Below are 16,115 nucleotides of genomic sequence, written 5' to 3' on the forward strand. Positions count from 1 at the left end.
CTCCCCTGTTTATCTAGGTCTTCGATACATTAAAGCACGTTGACTATCACTGGTTCCCCGCGTTGTTGGATCTACAACAACTCCTAATAAAACGAAAATTGATAATACGATATTTAAGATGGTCATTGCCTGATCACTCATTGCACTCGTTAAATCGTAGCCAAAAATAGCTGCTACTTGTTGTGCGAGTAATAAAATCAACGAAAATAGCGCAAGTAAAAATGGTTTATGCTGAAAACGGATCATCCAGTTAATTCTCATAACCGCTCACCTCCCCCCTTCTCATCCATAGTATATGCATCGCCGTAACGTGGCACATATGCAAAAATGGAGCTATAAACGTGGAATAAGAGGGATTTTTTTAAGAGAGTTCCATTAACTTCCGTAGAAGAATTATGCGCATCTCTCCCATCAAGTTATTAATAAAATAACCAAACCTATATATCAATTTTATTTTACTACGAAGGTTTTACTCATAAAAAAGTTAGGGTGCATCTCGTTGATGGATGCCTTCAAACATGTGTGAATGTGGGGGATTGAAATGGTATATGAGTAGAATGTTTTGAGCGCGATAAATACTATTTGCGGCAACCCATTGACAATATTCAACGATTAAATATGCATTACAAAGCAAGGAAGCCAGCCGACAAATAGTAAACGAACAAGATTTTCGTTCTCTACAATAAAATTAACATTCAGTTTTATTTAGGAGACACCAAAATCACATCAATTTAGACATGACCGCTTATTATTTCAATAACTTTCTGAAGCCAAAATCATTAATTTAGTAAGTCAATATTCATTCGGGATATTTTTGATTCATTGACTTGTTCAAGAATATATAGTCCCATATACAGCACAAATACCTTCAACCTTTCTTCAAGTTCTTACACTATTTCTATTATAAAAATCATTTCGTTTTTACCTTATCAAAAAGCCATCTCAGTACTGAGATGGCTTTTTGATGTTGAAAATCTATTATGTTAATGAAATAAACTTCAGGGGGCATCAGATGAGCCGCTTCGCTCCAGGGTCTCATCTGTGACTAATCCCCAAGAAATCTAAAACTGAAATTGTTCCGATAAAACGAGAAAATATTCCGATAAAAGCTAAAATTGTTCCGATAAAATAAGATTTTGTTCCGATAAATATTCAAAGTATTCATATAAAAATGAATTCATCACAATAACGTGGAATTTTTCATCACTTCGAACACCTCAATAATGAGATGGCTCTAAGCCTTTACGTTTATCAAATTTTCGCGCAACGAAAACTAACCCATAAACAAGTGGTGTTGCAGCAATGGACGCCAAAAATTTAAATATATACTGTGTAATAAATAATGTCAGTAACACCTTAATTGGCATTATTCCATAAAAGGCTATCGATATAAATAATGCCGTATCGATGAGTTGGCTTAGCATCGTAGACACATTGTTTCGAAGCCAAAGCTTTCCGCTACCATGCTTTTCTTTAAATTTACTAAATATGACTACATCCAAATTAACGCTGACCGAATAGGCTACAAGGCTTGCAATAATGACACGCATACTCCCGCCGAGAATTGTCTCAAACTCCTGCTGATGAACAAAGGCTTGTGCAGGTGGTAGTTCGATGGCAATAGCGATGAAGCATGCCGCAAACACTTGTGCAATAAGCCCTGTTCGGACCGTGCGCCCACCCGCTTCCTTACCATATACCTCGCAAATTACATCAATAAGCGGATACGTGAAAATGATTAAAATCGCCGCGGCCGGAAGCATCATCCATTCGCCTATACTAAACACTTTAACAGCTAAAACATTAGCTAAAATTAAAAAGCCTACAAACAATCCATTTAAATAGTAAAGCATCAGCGATTATCTACCTTTTCCGGATACATATCGTGATTCATCAAACGATGCTCCGCCATTTTTTCATATTTTGTGCCCGGGCGACCATAGTTACACCAAGGATCAATGGACAAGCCACCACGCGGCGTAAACTTGCCCCACACTTCAATATAACGAGGCTCGATCAGTTTAATTAAATCATTCATGATGATGTTAACACAATCTTCATGAAAGTCCCCATGGTTACGGAAGCTAAATAAATAGAGCTTTAATGATTTACTCTCGACTAGCTTTTTATCTGGAATAAAAGATATATACATTGTTGCGAAGTCAGGTTGCCCTGTCATCGGACATAGGCTCGTGAATTCCGGACAATTAAATTTCACAAAAAAATCGTTTTTCGTATGCAAATTATCGACCGCTTCAAGTATTTCCGGTGAGTATTCAAATAAATACTTTGTATTTTGGTTGCCAAGGAGTGTTAAATCCTGTAAGCCTTGTTCTTCATTTCTTCCTGCCATAAAAATGCCTCCTCAAGTTGTGAGAAGTTCATTATGCGTGAATCCTAATAAAAAAAATCGCCATATCCGCATTTTGGGATATGGCGTAGATGACGTCATCCATAGTTTTTTATAGAGGGTATGCGCTATGAACCTCTTTCTTATTCGCTAGTTATATTAACTTAAAGAATGCATTCAGTCAACTAATTTTTTCATAATATGGGATTGACAAAAATATCCTAACGTTATATAGTTAGTTACACAAGTAATTAACCAATCAACACAAGGAGGTGGATTGTGATTCACTCTTTAAACAATGAAAAGCCCATTTTCCAACAAATTCGCGAACGAATAGAAGATGGAATTTTAGATGGACACCTACAAGTCGAAGATCGCATTCCATCCACAAATGAATTTGCAAAGGAATATCAAATTAATCCTGCAACAGCCGGAAAGGGCGTGAATGAATTAGTGGACAAAGGCGTAATTTATAAAAAACGCGGCGTCGGCATGTTTGTTAGTACTGACGCTCGTGAGATATTAATTGCGGAGCGTAAGGAAAATTTTTTCAAGCAACATATTGAGCCATTGAAAAAAGAAGCAATAAGATTAGGTATTTCGGATGAAGAATTACAAAATATGTTTCAAAGGAGTTAACCTATGAAAATTGAAGTGAAAAATGTTAGTAAATCATATAAACATAAGGAAGCTTTAAAAAATATCTCTTTTACAATTGAAGGACCAAAAATTATTGGATTTTTGGGCCATAACGGCGCTGGTAAAACAACATTCTTAAATTTATTATCAGGGCTTATTGCTTCAACTAATGGGAACATCTCTGTCAATGGAGAAAATGTTTTCAATGTACCTTTAACTCTGCGTGATATTTGTTTTGTTGCAGAGAGTGGAAATTTTCAAGAGGAAATGACTATTGCACAAACGTTAAAGGCGAATAGCTACTTTTATCCAAAATGGGATGGGAATCTAGCAATGGAGCTACTAGAAGTTTTTGCTCTAAATCCAAAAGATAAGGTTCGCAGTTTATCAAAAGGAATGGTGTCTGCGTTAGGCATTATTACAGGTTTTGCGAGTAACGCAGGGATTACAATCTTTGATGAACCTTATATCGGACTTGATGTAGCTGGCCGAAATACTTTTTATGATTTATTGATTGAACAACAAACTGAAAATCCAAGACTTTTTATTTTATCTACACATTTAATTGATGAGGCAAGTGAGCTATTTGAAGAAATACTTATTTTACACGAAGGACAATTACTACTTCAGAAAACAGCGGAGGAATGGCATGAGCATATTGTTGCAGTAAAAGGTAGTTCTTCTGATGTTGAGCAAGCAATTAATGGTCTAGAGGTTATTTACAAACATACATTTATGAATGAAAAAACAGCCATTATCTACTCCAATGGTCGATGCATCGATGGGGAAAAAATTAGCACTGAACGTGTTTCACTACAAGATCTGTTAGTGTATTTGAGTAAACAGCAGAAAGCGAGGTCAACTAAATGAACACTGTAAAAGGTAGTTTTTATGTACTTTTTCAAAGCTATAAAAAAAGAAATATAATTTTTTGGTGCAATTTATTTTTCATTATTGGATTTACCTTTTTCATAAATGCCTTTTTTAAACTAGATAATTATTATTTCGCTTTCTCGATTTCTTTCCCTGTTTATTTTTTCTACTGTATAATGGCAACAAAGTTACTAAATATAACGTTACCTTATTTTCTAAAGCTTGGTTTAAGTCGAATGCAATATACGTTCAACATAGGAATATTTTTCATTTTATGGAGTTTAACAGGCGCTTTTATTATTACTTGTACACATAAAATAGCTGCTTACTTTTCTAATCTATTAAATGTAAAAGATATTTACACTCTCCATCCTATTTTTTTATTTGACCATTCCCCTTCTTTTTTACAAATGATGGCATTCGACACTGCATTACTGCTGTTCCTCCTAATCTCAGGCCTTTTATTGAATGTTGTCTTTTATCGATTAGGAACTATTGGCGGTTACATTTTTATAGGGTTACTCGGCTTAATTCCGATTGTTACAATCATTTTCAAGTGGTATTCTCCTTTGTTTGACCTACTATCAAATATATCTAGCATTGCTCTATTAAGTGGTTTATTAGTTTTTAGTGCATTACTCTACTCTATCATAACAATGGCGATTCGAAATGCTTCTGTCAATGCAGCATAATTCTAGAGGCTTTTCGGAATGCTTTCAAAAAGAAAATGATGCCAAGCCCACATTAAAGGTCTTGGCATTTTTTATATTAACCCCGTTCATCCTCTTGCGTTGTATAGTCAATGGAATTGGCAATGTCAACTAACACTTCAGGTGTCACCTTATTTGAAACCCTTTTATCAACCCATAGCATATATTGCCAATCTTCTCTTTCAAAAGTAAGTACATTGAAACCTGAAATTTCCATATAGATTGAAGTCGTTCCATTTTTCAACTTAAATGTCTTTACTATATTTTCCCTTTTAGAAGGTAACTTAAACTCAATAGGCCGAACTGTGATTTTATAATGATGCTCTGGAAGCTGATGATTAATAAATGTAACTTCAAAAAAATCGTTCGTGTCACCATCAAGATCATTAAACCGACCAAAATGATGTGTAAAACTAATAGGAGGTACTCGAAGTGGTAGCTTTAGTCCTTGATGAAAGTGCCGTTCAAAATCGGAGGCAGCTGCTTCAACCGTTTTATAGCCTATCTCAGGATAAACTTCTTCATAAGGACTGAGCGAATCATTGATATAGGCATCACTTGGTTGAGAAAATAACAAATAACAGGAACTTAAGCAGAGAGAAAAAATTTTGTCCATTTTGTCACCTCGGTATCACTTTAAACGTAGTTTTTCCCAACTCCACGAATTTATGTGCAAGTTGTATTTTGTTCACTGTTATTTATTCTTTTTGTAGATATTCTCCTTTTTCGCGCGCACTTTACTATAGAAAAAAGCAATTGTTCGCGTTAGTAAAATTCGAACAATTGCCTTTTTAGTCTAAAAGAGTATATGTGCAACTAATGCTGCGATTGGTAGTGAAATAATCGTACGTATTAAGAAAATAACAACTAGATCTAAAAATTTCAGTGGAATTTTTGTACCTAAAATAAGGCCGCCAACTTCAGACATATAAATAAGTTGTGTCACAGAAACGACAGCAATCACAAATCGAGTAGAGTCAGCCTCAATTCCTGCTCCTAAAATTGAAGGTAAGAACATGTCAGCAAAGCCAACAACCATCGTTTGTGCTGCCTCAGCTGCTTCTGGTAAACCAAGTACTGTTAAAATAGGTTCAAACGGCTTTCCTAAAAATGCAAAAATATTGGTGAATTCAGCAAGCATTAGAGCAACCGTACCAAATGCCATAACAATCGGTGCTACACCAACCCATAAATCCAAGACATTTCTAGTTCCATCTTTCAAAAATTGGCGTGGGTCACGATTGGCGTGCGCAACGGCTAAAGCATTTTCTAAGCCATGAGACACAGAATTATAGCCTTCTGGTAACTCTTCACGTGATAAATCAACTGGTGTACCGTCGATATAAGTATCTTCTTTGTTAGCAAGCGGAAAAATTCGCGGCATAACGATCGCTAACACAAGACCGCAAAGTACAACCGTTAAATAGTATGGAATAAAATAGCGTGACAAATGCACTGTATCTAATACTACGATACAGAATGTGATAGATACTACAGAGAAGCTCGTTGCAATAATGGCTGACTCTTTTTTCGTATAGTTCCCCAATTCATATTGCTTACTCGTCATCAGAACACCAATTGTTCCATCACCAACCCACGAAGTAAGTGCATCAACCGATGAACGACCTGGGCTTTTAAAGAGAGGACGCATGATTTTCACCATCATCGTTCCAAAAAATTCAAGCAAGCCGAAGTTTGTTAAAAACGGTAATAGTAGGCCTGCAAATAAGAAAATCGTAAATAAAAATGTTACTAAACCACCGTCTGGATTCATCAATAATCCACCCGTATTTTCATTATTTATCGCTGATGGTCCAAAATCAAAGACAACCATTGAAGCAAATACTAAACCGATAACTCTTATTATTGTCCAAAACCAATTTACATAAAATAACGCATCTAAAATACTAGGCTCTTTTGCATGATTTCGAGGAATAAACTTGACAACGAGTGAACCAATTGCCGAAATCGCAAATATAATTATAGTGAAGTAACTAATAATAGGCGCAACAAAACCTGCTAATAAATTTGCTAAAATAGCTATTGGAATTTTCCATCCATCTTCCGTTAAGACTGGTGTCATAAATAATAGGACACCAATAATAGACGGAATTATGAAGAAAAAGTATGAAGAAGTAGGATATTTTTTCATCATTTAAAGCCTCATTTCTTTAGATTTTTTCGAAGTTTTATACATCATGCTTGTTAGGTACTGTAAAACCACCAAGAAATGTATATCAGTATAAAGTGTTTCATTCATCAATCTGGCATTTACGAGCAGTTAATGGAGGGTAAAATAAAAAAAACATTCCTTTAAAAAGTAATAAAGGAATGCCCAAACACTACTTTTTATAATTAACATCCGCAATGCAAAATTTCTATGCATTAAGTCTTTTAGAATAATTACTATCATTCATTTTTATGAACTTAAAAAATATCGTAAACCTACAATACATCGGTTAATTCTACAACAAAATGCATTTTTATTCAATCTAAAATTTTAATATTATTATTATTCTCTGCTAATATTATCAGCCTTTCTTCTTTGCACCATTCCCTTTCAACAAAGCTCAATTTTACAGTAGCTGAAGTCTAAAAGAAGTTGAAATTTGGCGAAACTCTCCATTAATCATACCTATTTTAATTGCCTAAGAGATTTAACCAGCCCTTAATAGGCATACAAATAGACCATACTGTCTTTCATCTCATATGTTAATTATGAACCACAACTTATCAAAACAGGAGGTTTTACCATGGATAGACGTATGCATCATATGCATCACATGCAACATATGCATCACCATCATCATGCAAAAGGTCCACATTGTTGTCCACCGATTACATGTCCAACTCAATTTGAGCCACCACATTGTTGTCCACCAGAGGATTTTGTACGCACTAACTACATCCATACAGTTGTACCACATATACAGCCAGCACATGTAACAACAGTTAATAAACATATGATTGATCATCAGTATCATTTCCCATGCACTGAGTCTGTAGTGAATGAATGTTGCGAAACTCATACACTTTGTGAAATGCCACCTGAACCTTGCCATATGCCGCATCATCACCACCACCATATGGGACATCATCACCATCACATGGACCATCATCATATGGGTCATCATCATATGGGCTATTAATAAATATGCGATGAGGTTAAAAATACCTCATCGCATATTTTTCAATAGCACTCTCTTATGAAAATGCCTATTTCTATTATTTACTATTTACGCTCATTTCATAAGAAAAACCGAGCACCTTTACTAGGTACTCGGTTAATATTTTTAATACATTTTTAAATATTGATCGCGTTCCCATTGGTGTACTGTTGTACGATACATGTCGAACTCGATTTCTTTTGCTTCTTTAAAGTTTGCATAAATATGCTCACCTAAAGCTGCTTGAGCTACTTCATCTTTAGCAAGTAATGCTAAAGCATCATCAAGTGCTGGTGGTAAGTTTGCGATACCATTCGCTTTACGCTCCTCATCAGACATCACGTAGATGTTTCGATTAATAGCAGCTGGTGGTGTTAAGTTTCGACGGATCCCTTCAAGACCAGCTTCTAAAATAACAGCCATCGCTAAATACGGATTAGCAGATGGGTCCACAGAGCGTACTTCTACACGAGTTGAAAGACCACGTGCTGATGGGATGCGGATAAGTGGTGAACGGTTTTGAGCTGACCATGCTACATAACATGGCGCTTCATAACCTGGTACAAGACGTTTATAAGAGTTAACTGTTGGATTTGTCACAGCTGTGAAGCCTTGAACGTGGCCAAGCACACCTGCCATGAATTGCATTGCTGTTTCAGAAAGGCCTAATTCAGTAGATTCATCGTAGAATGCATTCTCTTTACCTTTAAATAACGAAACATTAAAGTGCATACCAGAACCCGCTTCACCGAATAATGGCTTCGGCATGAATGTAGCATGTAGACCGTGTTTACGTGCAATTGTTTTAACAACTAATTTGAACGTTTGAATATTGTCACAAGCTGTGATTGCGTTTGCATATTTGAAGTCGATTTCATGTTGTCCAGGAGCTACCTCATGGTGAGACGCTTCAATTTCAAAGCCCATTTCTTCTAGCTCTAATACGATATCACGACGGCAGTTTTCGCCAAGATCAGTTGGTGCTAAGTCGAAGTAACCACCGTGGTCGTTCACTTCTAATGTCGGTTCACCTTTTGCATCTAATTTAAATAAGAAGAATTCTGGCTCAGGTCCTAAATTGAAGCTTGAGAATCCCATATCTTCCATTTTCTTAAGGATACGTTTTAAGTTGTTTCGTGGGTCACCAGCAAATGGCTCGCCTTTAGCAGTGTATACATCACAGATGAAACGTGCTACTTTCCCTTTTTCAGAAGTCCAAGGGAACACTACGAAAGAATCTAGATCAGGATATAAATACATATCTGATTCTTCGATACGTACGAAGCCTTCAATGGATGAGCCATCAAACATCATTTTGTTTTCTAGTGCTTTGTCTAGTTGGCTTACAGGAATCTCAACGTTTTTGATTGTGCCAAGAATATCTGTAAATTGTAGACGTATAAAGCTTACGTTTTTTTCTTCGATTAGACGTTTAATGTCTTCTTTAGTGTATTTACCCACAGTTTTCCACACTCCTATAAATTGTCTAGCTTTTTATCATTACTCTACTCTATTAATAAAGAAATGAATGATGTTGCTTTTTATTAATAGAATCGAGATAAATCCCCACGTCGGATGGATGATTTTTGCATGCGCTGCGCTTGACGCACTTCTTCACGCATGATGTGACGTAATTCTGAGTCACTTAAATCACGTTCTTCTGTTGAAACAGGTTCATTCTTTTTAGCGAACAGCTTTTTAATTTTCGCCATGTTCATACCCTGATCCAAATAATCTTTAATTTCCAGCAGTGTATCGACGTCATTTAATGAAAACATTCGACGGTTGCCTTCTGTTCGGTGCGGCTCAATTAAATGGTGTTCTTCATAATAACGAATCTGACGTGCCGAAAGCTCTGTCAATTGCATTACGATATTCATAGATAATAACGGCATAGTTCGTCTAATTTCACGACTCATTTAAGTCCCCTCCAATACCTGCTAATAATATAACGAAAAATTTACACTGTCAACCGTTCATGTAAGGTTTCCTGACATGGATTAAAATATTTTTTTGAAATGATGAAAAATTGTAAAAAACTAAACTTAATATCCTAACGTGGGGTTGATTTCCGTCCCGGCTTGGCGCTTTGTTGCTGACGCTTCGCTTTCGCACAGATAAAACATTTGCCGCTGACGCTTCGCTTTCGCGCAGAGCAGAGCTTCCTGGGGGCGTCCGATGAGCCGCTTCACTCCAATCAACTAATATAAATGGAATACACTTTAACAAATGTCATCTTCAACTTTTCATCCATAAGAAAAAAACTATTCAAAATGGAAGTTTTGAATAGTTTTTCGTTACTTATTTTTGGATTTTCTGAACAGCACTACAAATTGCAAATTTTACGTGCTCGTATGTTAACCCACCTTGAATAAATGCTGTAAATGGCGGACGAATAGGACCGTCTGCTGTAAGCTCAATGCTTGAACCTTGAATGAAAGTTCCAGCTGCCATGATGACATCATCTTCATAGCCAGGCATATACGCTGGCTCTGGTGCATAATGCGCATTAATAGGTGAGTTCGCTTGAATTTCACGGCAAAAAGCAATCATTTGTTCTACCGTTTGGAAAGAAACCGATTGAATTAAATCTGTACGATTAGCATCATACCTTGGTGATGTATTCATGCCTATTTCTCCTAGCATACCAGCCGTGAAAATGGCACCTTTTAATGCTTGAGATACAACATGTGGAGCAAGGAAAAATCCTTGATAGAAATCACTAAGCGTATTTAATGTTGCTCCTGCTTCAGCACCAATACCTGGTGATGTCATACGATAAGCACATTTCTCTACTAAATCTGCACGACCCGCAATATAACCACCAATTTTTGCTAAGCCTCCACCAGGATTTTTAATGAGCGAGCCTGCTATTAAATCAGCCCCAACCTCTGTTGGTTCCTGTGCCTCAACAAATTCTCCGTAGCAATTATCGACGAAAATAACTGCATTCGGTGCTAATCCACGGATCTTTGCACACATTTCTGCAATTTGCGAAATGGTAAAGGATGGGCGTGTTGCATAGCCCTTCGAACGTTGGATAGCAATCATTTTTGTGTTTGCTGTAATTGCAGCTGCAACACCTTCCCAATCGATCTCTTGATTATCGATTAAATCCACATGGCTATAACCGATTTTATAATCTTTTAACGAGCCAGTATCCTTATCGCCACCATCGACTATTGATTGCAATGTATCATACGGCTGCCCGGAAATATAAAGTAATTCATCACCAGGACGTAGCACTCCGAATAAGCTAAGTGTGATTGCATGTGTACCAGAAATAATTTGCGGACGTACAATAGCAGCCTCCGCTCCAAAGACCTCTGCATAAACACGTTCTAGATTGTCACGCCCTTCATCATCATAGCCATAACCATTAGACGGGTGCAGATGATAATCACTAACTTGATGCTTACGGAACGCAGCAAGCACTTTTTGTTGATTGAAGAACGCCATGTCTTCTACCTTTGCATGAAAAGGGCGTACCTTTTCTTCTATTTTAGCAGCTAATGCTAGTGTTTCTTCTGATAAATTCGTTGTAAAAGTCATTATGTTCTTCTCCATTTCACATTTGTTCAAATCTTATCTTAACAATTTGTGAGCTTGCCTGCAAAATTTGCTTGTGTTTCTAATTGCATTTTGGCGCTAAGCTAAATTACAAACTACATCTATTTTTTCTGCTATAATAAGATATTTAATTAGGTATGTTGATTAACCATTTTTATACATCCGAATTAATTCAAAGAGGCTGATTTCCGCTACGGGCTACTCGCTTTCCTGCGGGCGAGCGTCGAGTAGCCCTACGCTACAATCAGTTAAAATAGGAATATAATAGCAAAATAGAAACAAAAAAATCCTTTATCGCTCAATAATAAACCTATTTTTTCCTGATCAATACTCTTGATATTTAATATCTGATAATTCTAAATCATAAGTCGATGATTTCCTTTGTAAATACTCTTAGATACAAAAAAGGAGACTTTAATGATTCCTAGTATGGAATCTAATTTAAAACTACATGAAATGATTTATTCACTTAAGGGGTGAAAGGGTTGGCTTGGGAGGTTTTTAGTATCATTGGAACAATTGCCTTTGCTATTTCCGGGGCAATAATTGCAATGGAGGAAGAATACGATTTATTCGGTGTTTATATACTCGGTATCGTAACTGCTTTCGGCGGTGGAGCTATACGAAATCTACTCATAGGGTTACCTGTAACAACACTGTGGGGGCAGGATATGATGTTCCAAATTGCCATTGCAGCCATCACAATTTTTTTCTTATTTCCACATCGGCTTATTCAGCATTGGCATCGTTGGGGCAATTTCACTGATGCTATTGGATTATCGGCATTTGCGATTCAAGGTGCCCTTTATGCTGTGAAGCTCGACATGCCTATTAGTGCCGTTATTGTAGCTGCTGTCTTAACAGGGTCAGGTGGTGGAATTATTCGCGATTTATTAGCTAGACGACAACCATTAGTCCTCCGTGATGAAATCTATGGTGTTTGGGCAGCAATAGCCGGGCTTATCATCGGACTTCAACTTTTTACAGGGGATATCTTTTTATATGTATTATTTGGAGTGATCACAGTACTAAGAATACTTTCATACATGAAGAAATGGCGTTTACCGTTACGGAAGTTGAGTCGAGCATAGTTATACTGTTGCATAATAACAAGCCCAAATATCAGATTTGGGCTTGTTTTAAATATTTTTTCTTAAAATGTTCAATCCGCTTAATGGAATCTCCAAATTCCACTAACATCCTTCCTTTTTTTGCAGTGCGCACCTAATGAAATGGTAATAAATCACTTTTTCAATAGCATCATAGCTTCTTCTAAAGTAGTCATATTTTTCATCATAGAGCAAGCTGCGTCCAAAATAGGAAAGGCTAAAGCTGCACCAGAGCCCTCGCCCAATCGCATATTCATCTGCAACATCGGTTCAACTCCGAGCATTTCAGCAGCAATTTTTGCACCTGGTTCTTCAGAGGCATGAGATGGAATGATATAGTCTTTTACGTTTGGTTCGAGTTCGTATGCAATAAGTGCAGCAATAGTAGAAATAAAGCCATCAATAACAACTGGTTTACGATGTGCAGCTGCTGCAAGTATCACTCCAGCCATAGCGCCTATTTCTAATCCACCAACCTTTGCAAGAATATCAATAGCATCATCGCGATTTGGTTTATTTAATGCAATAGCATTGTGAATGACTTCTACTTTATGTGCTATCCCCCCTGGTCCTACTCCTGCACCAAAGCCTGTCACTTCATTTGGATGACATTCGTGAAGAACCGATAATATTGCAGCACTTGGCGTCGTATTACCAATACCCATTTCGCCTGTCCCAAGTACATTCGCCCCTTTTTTTATTTCTTCCGTAGCTACTTCAATTCCTACTTCAATAGATTGAATGGCTTCTTCCCTTGACATAGCAGGACCTTTTGCCATATTGTCCGTGCCATATTTAATTTTTTTTATGATAACACCAGCATCATGTGGAATATCCTCTTTTACACCAACGTCTACTGTGACAATTTTTGCATTTGTGATTTTTGCGATAGCACAGACACCTGTTCCTCCTCTAGGAAAATTTAATGTTTGAAAGACCGTCACATTTTGTGGATTAGGTGTTACCCCTTCATCACAAACACCATGATCTGCTGCACAGACAATTATCGTCTTATTATCAATCGCAGGAAATAGGTCTCCTGTAATTCCGGATAGTTGTACAGCAAGAGCCTCCAGTTTCCCCAAGCTTCCAGGAGGCTTGCAAAGTGCATCTATGCGTTCCCTTGCCTTCTCCATCATTTTGTGGTCAGCACTTTGAATGTTTTGAATCGTTTGTTGTAATAATTGCATGAAAATTTCCCCTTTCTTTTTTGCCCTTGTTACTCGAAGAATGATTTAGAGAAAAAAATAAAAAGCCTGTAGTTTATTCCATAACAAATAAACTACAGACTTTTCCATCGTCTATATAACGGAAGCAGATAGGCAGGTCTCCTGGCTCAATTTCAACATTTCATAGAACCTTCCCAGCGATGCTAGTGGTATTCTCTATGAAACTCCCTTTTACAGTGGTGGGACCGCTAAAGCTTTTCACTTTATTCCCTATTCTCCCGCAATGGGCACCTAATGCTTTTATGCAATTATTTTAAATTTACGGCAAAGTGGTTTTTGTGTCAATGTTTAACTTTTACGTAAACATCACTCACAAGGGCGTGTTCGACATTCGTCAAATATTCTATTAAGTCGAATGTCTGCTTAAACGCCTACAATCATTATTGCTGTAACATTAGCTTTGTTTTATCTATTTCACTCAGACATGTTGCACCGAGCAAAAGAATAGCGCCTATTATTTGTAGGCTCGTCATTTTTTCTCCTATAATCATCGTCGAAATCACTAATGATGTCAGTGGATCAATATAGCTTAAAATAGCTATACTTTGCCCTTTTAGATGACGCATTCCGAAAAAGAACAGATAGAAGCCGATCCCCGCGTGGACAATGCCCAATGCTATAAGTAAGCTAATTGATTTTATATCGATTTGCATGACTTGAAACCCATTTGTCCCAATAAGATAAAGAGCAAGGAATAGCGCAGCTAAAGCAAGTTGAATAATCGTATTATCAGGCTCTTTTAATCCATGAATATACTTATTGGTAAATGTAACTATTGTATAGAAACAAGCTGCAATAAGCCCATATACAATACCGATATAATGTTCGCTCGTTTCGGTAATTTGACTTTGAACGATAAAATACAGTCCTACAAGAGCAACACAAACGTAAAAAATTTTTCTTACTACTATTTTCTCTTTCAAAACTATAGGTGATAAACAAATCACTAGTACTGGAGCAAAATAGTAACTTAGCGCTGCATTTGCGATGGTTGTTTCCTTGTACGCTTGGAAAAGGAAAATCCAATTACCGCATAAGGCAAAGCTCGAAAGTAACAATGGCCATTTATTTTGCAAAATAGTTGTTTTCGTAAACCTTTCTTTTTTACAAAGGAAAATCAACAGTAAAAAACAAGAGCCGATGAGACTCATCCAAAAGGCAATTTCACTCGAAGGCAACTTAATGTATTTTGCAAAAACACCGACAGCGCCAAAAATCATCATTGATAAAATAAAAGATAGTTTTCCGCTCATTTCTAATTCCTACTTTCTACATGTATATAGTCTTCGATATACAGTAGAATCTATTGAGAATTAGCAAGCTTTTATTGAATGCCTTAACAGTCGATTCTACTGTAAAGACATTTTTGGGGGTGCAATCGTTTGGTACATAATTATCCCTCCTTAATAGATTTAATTGTAACACATTTCTGAATATTCACGCGTAAGAATATCAATGCTAGATGCGATCTTTTGATAAGTACCCAAAACGAAGAAAATTAAAACTGGCATGCTAGATAAGTTTTGGAGTTAATACAATGTAAGGTAGGACAAAATTAAAAAGGTAGGCGAAGAGACGATGGACACAAAAAAGCTAAGAAACGCAATTGCTGAAACATGTGAAAATTATGACAGCCTATATGCTCAGCTAGTAAAACCGATAAACCAAATATTAATCAATGTAGACGCTTCAATAAGTGAAGAGACAGCGAATAAAATCATCGAAAACTTAAAATTATTTCACAGTGGGGATAAAAACATTACTGAATGTCACTTCGATGAAAGCGAAAACTTCCTAAAGGAAGGTATTGAACTTCTTCAGAAAGGTGATCTTGCGAATGGCGCATTACAAGTTTACGGTGCCGGATTAAACTTTGCCAGTTATAATTTAAAGACTCAGGGGCTAAAAAATGATAATCCGTACAATAATTTCGAAAAAAATTTTAGCCTTATCATCAACTCACTAAAAAAATAAGCACAAAAAAAGAAAGAGCGAATATTGAAAGGCTCTTTCTTTTTTAGTATGCCATTATTTAAATTCTAACTCTCCATCATAAGCAAGCATGCCACCTTCAAGGTTTGTTACGTCAAAGCCTTGCGTTTCTAGGTATGCACAAGCATTTGCTGAACGACCGCCTGCTTTGCAAACGATAATGTATGGCTTTGAAGCATCTAATTCACCTAAGCGCTCAGGGATTGTCCCAAGAGCAATGTGTTGAGCACCAGGGATCATGCCTTGTGCTACCTCATCATCTTCACGAACATCAATAATGTATAGGTCTTCGTTCGCATCTAATAGTTCTACTATTTCTGTTGTATCCATAGTCTTCATCTGTGTAGTCCTCCAATATGTCGATTTCCTCTTACATTATAGCCTGAAGGCAAAAAAACAGCTAGTGTCATGAACACTAACTGTTTTACTCTAATGTTTCTATTCGTCTGTCTCTAAAAAATCTACTTGCTTTGCTG

The 16,115-nt window shown here is 36.7% G+C and carries 17 protein-coding genes and 1 riboswitch; of the genes, 6 read left to right on the forward strand and 11 right to left on the reverse strand.

Annotation, left to right across the window (positions count from 1 at the left end):
- Nucleotides 1–9: 9 nt before the first annotated feature.
- From ACFXN8_RS20450 to queF, 3 genes are all read right to left on the reverse strand, one after another.
- Nucleotides 10–261, reverse strand: coding sequence for a phage holin (locus tag ACFXN8_RS20450; RefSeq protein ID WP_370075099.1), 252 nt, complete (start codon nucleotides 259–261; stop codon nucleotides 10–12).
- A gap of 956 nt (nucleotides 262–1,217) precedes the next feature.
- Nucleotides 1,218–1,853, reverse strand: coding sequence for a queuosine precursor transporter (locus tag ACFXN8_RS20455; RefSeq protein ID WP_386847457.1), 636 nt, complete (start codon nucleotides 1,851–1,853; stop codon nucleotides 1,218–1,220).
- Nucleotides 1,853–2,353 (reverse strand): preQ(1) synthase, encoded by a 501-nt coding sequence (queF, locus tag ACFXN8_RS20460; RefSeq protein WP_049668571.1) that lies wholly within the window; start codon nucleotides 2,351–2,353, stop codon nucleotides 1,853–1,855. Before queF ends, ACFXN8_RS20455 begins: the two co-directional genes overlap by 1 nt.
- A 276-nt stretch (nucleotides 2,354–2,629) precedes the next feature.
- On the opposite strand from queF, the gene ACFXN8_RS20465 reads away from it, so the two are divergent.
- The 3 genes from ACFXN8_RS20465 to ACFXN8_RS20475 are packed head-to-tail and all read left to right on the forward strand — an operon-like array spanning nucleotide 2,630 to nucleotide 4,554.
- Entirely contained in the window at nucleotides 2,630–2,989 is a 360-nt protein-coding gene (locus ACFXN8_RS20465; protein WP_386847458.1) for a GntR family transcriptional regulator, read from the forward strand.
- Between the two features lie 3 nt (nucleotides 2,990–2,992).
- Nucleotides 2,993–3,859 (forward strand): ABC transporter ATP-binding protein, encoded by an 867-nt coding sequence (locus tag ACFXN8_RS20470; RefSeq protein WP_376069513.1) that lies wholly within the window; start codon nucleotides 2,993–2,995, stop codon nucleotides 3,857–3,859.
- A complete protein-coding gene (locus ACFXN8_RS20475) occupies nucleotides 3,856–4,554 on the forward strand; it encodes a hypothetical protein (protein WP_386847459.1) in 699 nt (232 codons plus the stop codon). The genes ACFXN8_RS20470 and ACFXN8_RS20475 overlap by 4 nt, the downstream gene beginning before the upstream one ends.
- A gap of 76 nt (nucleotides 4,555–4,630) precedes the next feature.
- On the opposite strand, the gene ACFXN8_RS20480 is transcribed toward ACFXN8_RS20475, so the two are convergent.
- Complete coding sequence (locus tag ACFXN8_RS20480) at nucleotides 4,631–5,188, reverse strand: hypothetical protein (RefSeq protein ID WP_376069507.1); 558 nt, start codon at nucleotides 5,186–5,188, stop codon at nucleotides 4,631–4,633.
- Nucleotides 5,189–5,368: 180 nt separating this feature from the next.
- Nucleotides 5,369–6,724, reverse strand: a complete 1,356-nt coding sequence (locus ACFXN8_RS20485) for a YjiH family protein (RefSeq protein ID WP_386847469.1) — start codon at nucleotides 6,722–6,724, stop codon at nucleotides 5,369–5,371.
- Between the two features lie 601 nt (nucleotides 6,725–7,325).
- Between ACFXN8_RS20485 and ACFXN8_RS20490 the strand changes: the two genes are divergently transcribed.
- Complete coding sequence (locus ACFXN8_RS20490) at nucleotides 7,326–7,721, forward strand: CotD family spore coat protein (RefSeq protein WP_386847460.1); 396 nt, start codon at nucleotides 7,326–7,328, stop codon at nucleotides 7,719–7,721.
- Nucleotides 7,722–7,865: 144 nt separating this feature from the next.
- Here ACFXN8_RS20490 and glnA read toward each other — a convergent pair whose 3' ends face one another.
- From glnA to ACFXN8_RS20505, 3 genes are all read right to left on the reverse strand, one after another.
- Nucleotides 7,866–9,200, reverse strand: a complete 1,335-nt coding sequence (glnA, locus tag ACFXN8_RS20495; protein WP_370075106.1) for a type I glutamate--ammonia ligase — start codon at nucleotides 9,198–9,200, stop codon at nucleotides 7,866–7,868.
- 83 nt (nucleotides 9,201–9,283) lie between these two features.
- On the reverse strand, nucleotides 9,284–9,658 hold the full coding sequence (locus ACFXN8_RS20500) for a MerR family transcriptional regulator (RefSeq protein ID WP_386847461.1): 375 nt from the start codon (nucleotides 9,656–9,658) through the stop codon (nucleotides 9,284–9,286).
- Nucleotides 9,659–10,040: 382 nt separating this feature from the next.
- The gene (locus tag ACFXN8_RS20505; protein ID WP_386847462.1) at nucleotides 10,041–11,291 is read right to left on the reverse strand and encodes a methionine gamma-lyase family protein; all 1,251 of its coding nucleotides are present in this window, start codon (nucleotides 11,289–11,291) and stop codon (nucleotides 10,041–10,043) included.
- Nucleotides 11,292–11,794: 503 nt separating this feature from the next.
- On the opposite strand from ACFXN8_RS20505, the gene ACFXN8_RS20510 reads away from it, so the two are divergent.
- Complete coding sequence (locus ACFXN8_RS20510; protein ID WP_386847463.1) at nucleotides 11,795–12,400, forward strand: trimeric intracellular cation channel family protein; 606 nt, start codon at nucleotides 11,795–11,797, stop codon at nucleotides 12,398–12,400.
- A 152-nt stretch (nucleotides 12,401–12,552) separates the two neighbouring features.
- Here ACFXN8_RS20510 and cobT read toward each other — a convergent pair whose 3' ends face one another.
- Both cobT and ACFXN8_RS20520 read right to left on the reverse strand, forming a co-directional pair.
- The gene (cobT, locus tag ACFXN8_RS20515) at nucleotides 12,553–13,608 is read right to left on the reverse strand and encodes a nicotinate-nucleotide--dimethylbenzimidazole phosphoribosyltransferase (RefSeq protein ID WP_386847464.1); all 1,056 of its coding nucleotides are present in this window, start codon (nucleotides 13,606–13,608) and stop codon (nucleotides 12,553–12,555) included.
- Between the two features lie 114 nt (nucleotides 13,609–13,722).
- Nucleotides 13,723–13,897, reverse strand: a riboswitch (cobalamin riboswitch).
- A 130-nt stretch (nucleotides 13,898–14,027) separates the two neighbouring features.
- Nucleotides 14,028–14,900: a DMT family transporter gene (locus ACFXN8_RS20520; protein ID WP_386847465.1), complete on the reverse strand. Its 873-nt coding sequence runs from the start codon at nucleotides 14,898–14,900 to the stop codon at nucleotides 14,028–14,030.
- A 325-nt stretch (nucleotides 14,901–15,225) separates the two neighbouring features.
- Here ACFXN8_RS20520 and ACFXN8_RS20525 point away from each other — a divergent pair, with 325 nt between their 5' ends.
- On the forward strand, nucleotides 15,226–15,621 hold the full coding sequence (locus tag ACFXN8_RS20525) for a hypothetical protein (RefSeq protein WP_386847466.1): 396 nt from the start codon (nucleotides 15,226–15,228) through the stop codon (nucleotides 15,619–15,621).
- A gap of 54 nt (nucleotides 15,622–15,675) precedes the next feature.
- Here the strand turns inward: ACFXN8_RS20525 and ACFXN8_RS20530 are convergent, their stop codons facing one another.
- On the reverse strand, nucleotides 15,676–15,978 hold the full coding sequence (locus ACFXN8_RS20530; protein WP_386847467.1) for a rhodanese-like domain-containing protein: 303 nt from the start codon (nucleotides 15,976–15,978) through the stop codon (nucleotides 15,676–15,678).
- Nucleotides 15,979–16,115 lie beyond the last annotated feature (137 nt).

This window comes from Lysinibacillus sp. NPDC059133 (assembly GCF_042755925.1).
Taxonomy (GTDB): Bacteria; Bacillota; Bacilli; order Bacillales_A; family Planococcaceae; genus Lysinibacillus.